Raw genomic sequence first — 6,506 nt, 5'->3', positions numbered from 1 at the left:
GAGCGGGTAAGAACCTGCTTCGCAGGTTCCAAGGGAACTCCCGCGCTGCGCGCGGGAGTTGGAGCGAAGACCCGCGCTGCGCGCGGGTGACGAAGCGGAACTCCTCGCGGTGCGAGGAGTCGGCTCTGCGCTGCGCTCCGAGCCGTGTTTCCTTCCGTCAGAAGTTTCGGTGAATCCGGAGGTTGGGCTGGTGCCCTTCCGGCTCTCCGCTTACGCTCCGAGCCGGCGGCTCCTCGTCGCTGCGCTCCTGGAGGAGCCTGGGGGTCCGTCCGCTGCGCTCCCGGACCCGGCCCGCGTTCCGCGGGCAGCTGGCTACGAGGGAACGGGGCGGATTGGTCGGTGAGCTGATTCCTTTCCTGCAGAACTTTTGGTGAATCCGGGTTCGGGGTGGGTGCCCCTGAGTTGGGGGTTGCGGGCGGTGCTCGGCGGTGTGTCTTGATGAGGTGGGAGCGCGGAGGAACTCAATGAGTTTGTAGTCGGGCTGTCCTGACATCACCTCAGCAGGCGTGTTTCAGGCGAGGTGTGATGGGGTGTCAGTCGTGCTGCCGCCAGGTGACTGCGAGGCCGATCAGAAGGGCGCCGATGTGGCGGGCGGCTCCGGTGAGGAGTGCTGCGGAGACGAGGCACCGCCAGGAGGTGGCGCGCGAGGGTGCTGTGGGTCTGCTGGAGCAGGTCGGGCATCAACTGGCCGGCGAGACCGCGCGGGCCCGGTTCGTGCGGATCATCACCGCCCTGGGCAACGGCAAGACCCTGACGGTGCGCGGCCGGGCCGAGCTGTGGATGCCGTGCGGGACGTGATGGAGCCGGAGTCGGTGTTCGCCGCCAGCGGCCTCATCCGCGCGGCCGGGCCCGTGCAGACACCGATGACCGTCGAGGCGGTTGTGGGCCACGTTGAGGCCCTCAGCGCCGCGCTGAGCCGCACCCTGGAAGGGAAGGTGGACGCCGCGCTGCTGGAACGGGCCCGGTCCGTCCACCGTGCTTCCATGGCCGACTATCTCGCCGGGCGCGGTGTCCTCGCCGCTGGCGCCGGAGTGCTGGCCGGCCTCTTTGGTCAGCACACCCGCCAGGAGCAGTTCAACCACCGCCACACCCGCCCGTGCGAAAGAGGAGTGATCGGGCGCTAGGAGCGTGCTTTCCGGCCAGTACTGGCCGGTAGCAACGCCTGTCTGCCCGGCTGCCTGGCGTCACGTCGCCTCATTGCGCATCATCCCCTGGACCGCGGCGCCGCGTCGCAATGACCGCGGCGGTGATGGTGGCCAAGGCACTGATGGCGGCCGCGATGATGATGTCCATATCTCCCCCTTGCTCGAGGGCGCCGAGTTACGCCCAGGGCAAGAACCCTGGCACACCTCCACGGGACCCGTCGACACGCATCTCGGCTGGCCAGAGGGGGTGTAAGGACGCGGATAGACGCGGCCGCGCAGCAAGTCGCATCACAGGATCTGCGGCCGTTTCCGCATAGGAATCCTGCGGGAAACGCTGCAGCTGGGAACTCCGACGAGACGACCAGCCGCAACGCGTCCACCCCGGGGGCACCCGGGCCTACCACTTTCTGCAGCCGATCCCTGGCATCTTTCCCCGCCCGCTCCTGAAAGGTCCTGCTAGAGAAACCTGGTCCCCAGCCGCGCCAGCGTACGCAATCGGTACGAGAAGAGATCCGCCTGCGATTTCCCGCCCTGGCGCAGCGCGCGATAGCCACGCCCGTTCGTACGGTCCGCGGCCATGCTCTCGACAGCCGCACCGCCCCGCACCCGGATCGCTGGCCTCGCAACCTGCGCCCAGAGCATCGTCGACTCCGGCCTGTGCACCGCACGACCGGCGTCCCCGACTGGCTCGCCCGCCTCGAAGACCTCACCCGTCACTGACAGCCGTCTGGCGGGGTGGGATTTCGTTCCGGCCACCGCGGCGATCGGGCAGCCAGGTTGGCGATCGACGGGCGGCACAGGCGCCGTGAAGGGCCGGTGGCGCCGTCCTGACGGGCTGGGTCCGGTCGGTCCCACGGGTACCTCCCCGCCGCCGTTTCCTGGCGTGCCGGGAGGGCCGGCCCGGGCGGTGATGGTGCCGGGCGTGCCATCGGACGCTGGGGAGGCGCCGGTGAACCCAGGGCGCTTGAGGTCACCGGGTGTGGAGCAGGCCGTCGCCGGGCGCGGGCAGCGCCCTCCTCTCAGCTCTTCAGGCGGCAGCCGAGCCGCCCTTCCTTCCTTCCTTCAAGTCCAGCAGTGGGCGGCGCCCGGGCATGCGGGGCGGCCCGGGTGCCGTCCGTGTCAGCCGGTCCGGGCGGCGAGCAGTTGGGCGCGCGTGTAAGTGGTCGTGCCGTCCGAGGGAGTGTCTCGCAGCAGTTCGAAGAGGCCGCGCGGCGCGTCGGGGTCGTCTGGCCGGACCGCGGGAGCGGAGATGTCCTCGAGGAGGACGTCGACGAGGCGGGCGAGGGCGTGGCAGCCGTTGCCCGCGTAGCCGAAGCCGATCCCCCAGCCTTCCTGCTCGGGCGCGAGCCACAGGGTGCCGTCCTGCGTACGGATCCAGCACAAGTCGCAGCTGAGGACGACGGCAGCGAGCGGAGAGCTGGTGGGCAGGCGCTGCAGGGCGTAGGTGAGCAGGTGGGCGTTGCGGGTGCCCGGTGACTGGTGAAGGACGGGGATGCCGGCGACGGGGTCGTTGAGGAGGACGTGGGTCGCGGCGGGGCGGCCGTTGTCCAGCAGGACCTTCTCCAGGGCGGTGGGGGGCTGGCCGGGCACGGTGGGGACCAGGCGCTGGGCCCACTCGTGGGCGGTAGCGCAGAGGTCCGGGCGCACCCGGGTCAGGGCACCGGTGTGCCAGTCCTGGGTGCCCCAGCGCTGGGCGAAGTCGGCGACGCGGTGTGCGAGGACATCGCGGCGCTCGGTGATGCTCAGCCAGCCGGCGCGGCGGACCATCTCGGCCGGCTCGTGCGGGTCGGGGCGGGTCAGCGGGGCGGGGACCGCGCCGAGGACGAGGTGGGCGCCGTCACCTCCGTCGGCCGCGTTCTTGCGCAGCTCAGCGATCTGCCGGGAGGTCGAGGCGTGTCCGCGCCGGCGAACCTCCCGGGCGAGGTACCAGCACAGTTCGGCGGCCGGGGAACCGTCCGGCTCGTTGGCGGCGAGCTCCACGAGCGCCGTGACCGGTGTGGCGATGTCGTGTGCGGGCACCACCGCTGGCGGCGCACCGGGGCGCCAGGCGGCGATCGTGTCGCGGTCGCGCACCGCGTGGAACCAGTAGGGCGCGGGCTGCCCGAGCACCGTGGCCAGCTCGGCCCAGGTCGTCTCGTACTGCCGGCCGGGTGCGTCGAGGTCGCAGGCCAGGAGCCGGGGCACGTACGGCTGTGTCACCTGGGTGCCGGTCTGTGCCGCAGCGACGCACGCGTACCGTGCGGCGAGGCGCTCGCCGTGGCGCTCGCGTAAGGCGCGGACGACCGCCTCGCAGTCGGCGTTGCCACCGATCAGTGAGTGCACCAGCGCGATGCCGCCCAGGCCGGTGTCCCAGCGCAGCACCGCGTAACCACCGACGAACTCAGCCCCGTCGAACACCGTGTCCGCGACGCTGGCCGCTCGCCGAAGCCACTGTCCCGGCGCGCCGTCGTCGCCGCCCGGTGTACTGCCTGTGTTCAGCCCCACACTGTCCCCTCCCCTGAACCGCTGGCGCGGCACCCCGGCCGGCCCATCTCAACTGCCCGGGACCGTGCGCCGACTTCACCCTGCCCGCTCGCGCAGGCCGCCACGCGCACCATGCCCAAGGCACGAAATCCGGAGAGTGACGGGAGCTGGCTGCCGAAGGGCACGACCCTGTGCGTCGGAAGGCCTCAGCCGTCGTCCATGATCGACCGGAGATGTTTGGTGAATGCCTCGTCTTCTGCGGCACCGGGAGTTCGTGTGTAGGTGCACACCAGGCACTGTCCGTACACGACTTGGCCGAAGACTGGGTCGAGGCCCTCCACGCAGAACGTCTCGTGCCCGCAGACGGGACAGGTGTCGAGGTCGTGCCCGTCCGGGTTGTGCTTCGGGTGATAGGCGTAGGGGTTGGCCACGTTCTCGGCGCGCCGCGCGGCTTCTTCCTCCCCGATCCGTTCCAGGTACTCGGCAGCTCGTTTCTGGGAGGCCGCGTCTTCTCTCTGCGCGGTCTGCTGGATCCGGTCCTGCTGTTCCTCGCCCATCACTCCAAGGCTCCTGTGACCGTCGAGGGCCAGCAGCGCCTCAATATGGCGATGCTGCAGACCTCCGACACCGCGGCCGTGGCGGGCCGCCTGACTGGCCTCGATCCCGTTCTGGAGCGTGCTCACATCGATCCGGGTGTGCGACGAGAGACGAGGCGCCTGGAAGAGCGAGTCCGAATCGCCCTGGGGGATCTGCGGCATCGGATGCTGGTCAGGAACGAGGACGATGCCGTCCGTGGCAGGGATGTGTTTCTCGATCACTTGCAGCAGCGCGCTGGCCGACAGGACACGTCTGTTGCGGTCCGACTCCTTGCCCGGCCACTCGAAAGCGACGATCGCGGCCAGGCCGTTGGACAGCGCCTGGTCGAAGATGCCCTCCCGGCCGGCCATGGCGGGAGCGAAGGGGTCATCGCCTGTCGGAGCGGGAGCGGCGAACGGGTCTGCTTGTTCCTCGGGGCCGGCGGCTACCACACTCTCTCGCCGTGTCTCGCGCAACTGCGCGGCCAGCACGACGGCGCACCGGGCGAATTCCTCAGCTCGCTGATCCTTCATAGACAGCATGGTGCCGTGCGCCACCCGACTCAGGTAGGCCACCTTCAGGGCCGGAGCAGGGAGGTTCTTGACGCCGAGCATCGGGGCGCGTCGGGCCTCGATCGCTGGGACAGCTCCTGTCACCAAGGACGTTGAGCTTTGGGGACTCGCCGCGCTACCCTCCTCGCGGCGACCGTGATCGCCCGACTCCCGTCTGCGGGCCCCCACGTGGCCCGCGGCCTGGTGGACAAGGTTCTGCGAATCTCACGGTGAACACCCTCTGCCTGCACGTGATGCGTACCAGGCGCGGGACGTGGGGCTGCGCCGGAGACGAGACCTTCATGACGCGTAATCGTGCACGCAAGCAGGCCGTCCGGGCTGCGGCGGGCGAGGGCGGATACGCCCGTACGGCCCGCATGCACGCGGAAGGCTCCCGAGCCATCCTTACCGCCGATGTGCAGCGCAACGCGGTCCAGGCGTTCCACCAGGCCGGCTGGCCGACGGAGAGCGACGGCTTCCCCGAAGGAGGGCAATGGTCCGCGTACGCCGGGCCGGTGTGGTCGCTGCTCTCCCGCCCCGGCACCGGAGACACGGACGCTCACCCCGACGACGCCGATCACCATGACCTGACGATCACTCCTGCGTTCACCTTCATCGCCCCGCCCATCAGCATCAACACCGGCGAAGCGATGGTCCTCGAGGCGTCGGGCGATACACCCCCGCAGGAGCTGGTGAGCCAGGTCTCGGCCGCGGTGGCCCGCGCGCGCGAGAGCGAGATCGCCAAGCTCGTCAACGACGCGCAGTGCGCGATCTGTGGCGACAGCTACCCTGCGCGGTACCTGCTGGCGCCCACCGCGGCGCAGGAGCTGACCGTGTGCCCCTCCTGTGCCTTCGACGGTGACCTGTTCGGCGGGTACAACCCTGTGCGTCTGGCCTACGACATCGACCACCTGTGCTTCGAGGAGCTGGCCATGCCCGCGGGGTGGGCGGCGGTGGCCGCGCTTTTGGCCTGCGCAGGCGGCACGGCCTTCGCCGAACGCCTCAGCGATGCCGGTGTCCTGGCGGCCCCGGGCGCTCACTGGTCGGATCTGAGCCAGTTGTGGATCTGGCTGCCCCCGCACGCGCGTCCGGCTGCCCTGGACGGCCTGGGTGCCGGGGCCGGCCTGGCCAGGGTGGTCGAATCCGTCGAAGCGGCCCACCCGGACCTGCGGGAACGGTTCCGCGCGCAGCTGGCCGAAGAGCTGGAGCAGGAGCCGGGCGAGGACAGCCGGGACTACCTCGTCGAGCAGCTGTGGCCCGCTGTGATCGCCTACGCGGTCGCCCTGGCGACCCAGGAGCAGGAACGGCCAGGGCATCGCCCGCCCTGGCACGTGCTGTCCGACTCTTTCGAACCGGGCACGCTGGCCGGCCACTTCCGTCAGATCGGCAGCAGCCTCGACGCCCACGATCTGGGGGTCTGCTTCACCCTGGAGGTGGGTCTCCAGGTCGTCGCCGAAGCGCTGGGCTGGGACACCCAACACTGACGCCACGGGCCCGGTCCTCCGGTGGGAGGGCTGGGCCCGATGGCCTGCAGGCGCTCGACTCAGCGGGGTCATGGGCTTTCCCTACGGCCGCCTGGCCGGGGGTGGGGTCTACGCCAGGACGGTCGACACGGCGTCCTCGGCCGTCCATTCCCCTTCGAATAGGACGGCCACCAGACGTGCGTCCGCTTCGGGGAGCTGGCTGGAGCGGTGCCTGTGGCGGGCCTTGGCCAGCCAAGCGCCGATTTCGACGCGCCTTAGAGGTCGTTTCTTATGGCGTGATCGGTCGT

5 protein-coding genes are annotated in these 6,506 nt (G+C 70.5%); 3 read left to right on the top strand and 2 right to left on the bottom strand.

Annotated features, from left to right (window positions below):
- The first annotated feature begins 654 nt into the window (after positions 1-654).
- Complete coding sequence (locus WN71_RS42135) at positions 655-798, top strand: hypothetical protein (RefSeq protein WP_167382999.1); 144 nt, start codon at positions 655-657, stop codon at positions 796-798.
- A complete protein-coding gene (locus tag WN71_RS37630) occupies positions 795-1,124 on the top strand; it encodes a hypothetical protein (protein WP_143074931.1) in 330 nt (109 codons plus the stop codon). The genes WN71_RS42135 and WN71_RS37630 overlap by 4 nt, the downstream gene beginning before the upstream one ends.
- Positions 1,125-2,264: 1,140 nt before the next feature.
- Here WN71_RS37630 and WN71_RS37620 read toward each other — a convergent pair.
- Both WN71_RS37620 and WN71_RS37615 read right to left on the bottom strand, forming a co-directional pair.
- A complete protein-coding gene (locus tag WN71_RS37620) occupies positions 2,265-3,629 on the bottom strand; it encodes a hypothetical protein (RefSeq protein ID WP_046592729.1) in 1,365 nt (454 codons plus the stop codon).
- Between the two features lie 185 nt (positions 3,630-3,814).
- Positions 3,815-4,798 (bottom strand): hypothetical protein, encoded by a 984-nt coding sequence (locus tag WN71_RS37615; RefSeq protein ID WP_240529901.1) that lies wholly within the window; start codon positions 4,796-4,798, stop codon positions 3,815-3,817.
- Positions 4,799-5,037: 239 nt separating this feature from the next.
- Between WN71_RS37615 and WN71_RS37610 the strand changes: the two genes are divergently transcribed.
- Positions 5,038-6,219, top strand: a complete 1,182-nt coding sequence (locus WN71_RS37610) for a hypothetical protein (RefSeq protein WP_143074930.1) — start codon at positions 5,038-5,040, stop codon at positions 6,217-6,219.
- The last annotated feature ends 287 nt before the right edge of the window (positions 6,220-6,506 follow it).

Source organism: Streptomyces mangrovisoli (assembly GCF_000974985.2).
Taxonomy (GTDB): domain Bacteria; phylum Actinomycetota; class Actinomycetes; order Streptomycetales; family Streptomycetaceae; genus Streptomyces; species Streptomyces mangrovisoli.
Note: the sequence above shows the minus strand (reverse complement) of the source record. Positions and strands in the feature narration are given on the sequence as shown.

Bases quoted from the DNA above. Each gene is read 5' to 3' on its own strand.
- WN71_RS37610 (WP_143074930.1), top strand. From the start codon at position 5,038: ATGACGCGTAATCGTGCACGCAAGCAGGCCGTCCGGGCTGCGGCGGGC.
- WN71_RS37615 (WP_240529901.1), bottom strand. From the start codon at position 4,798: ATGCTCGGCGTCAAGAACCTCCCTGCTCCGGCCCTGAAGGTGGCCTAC.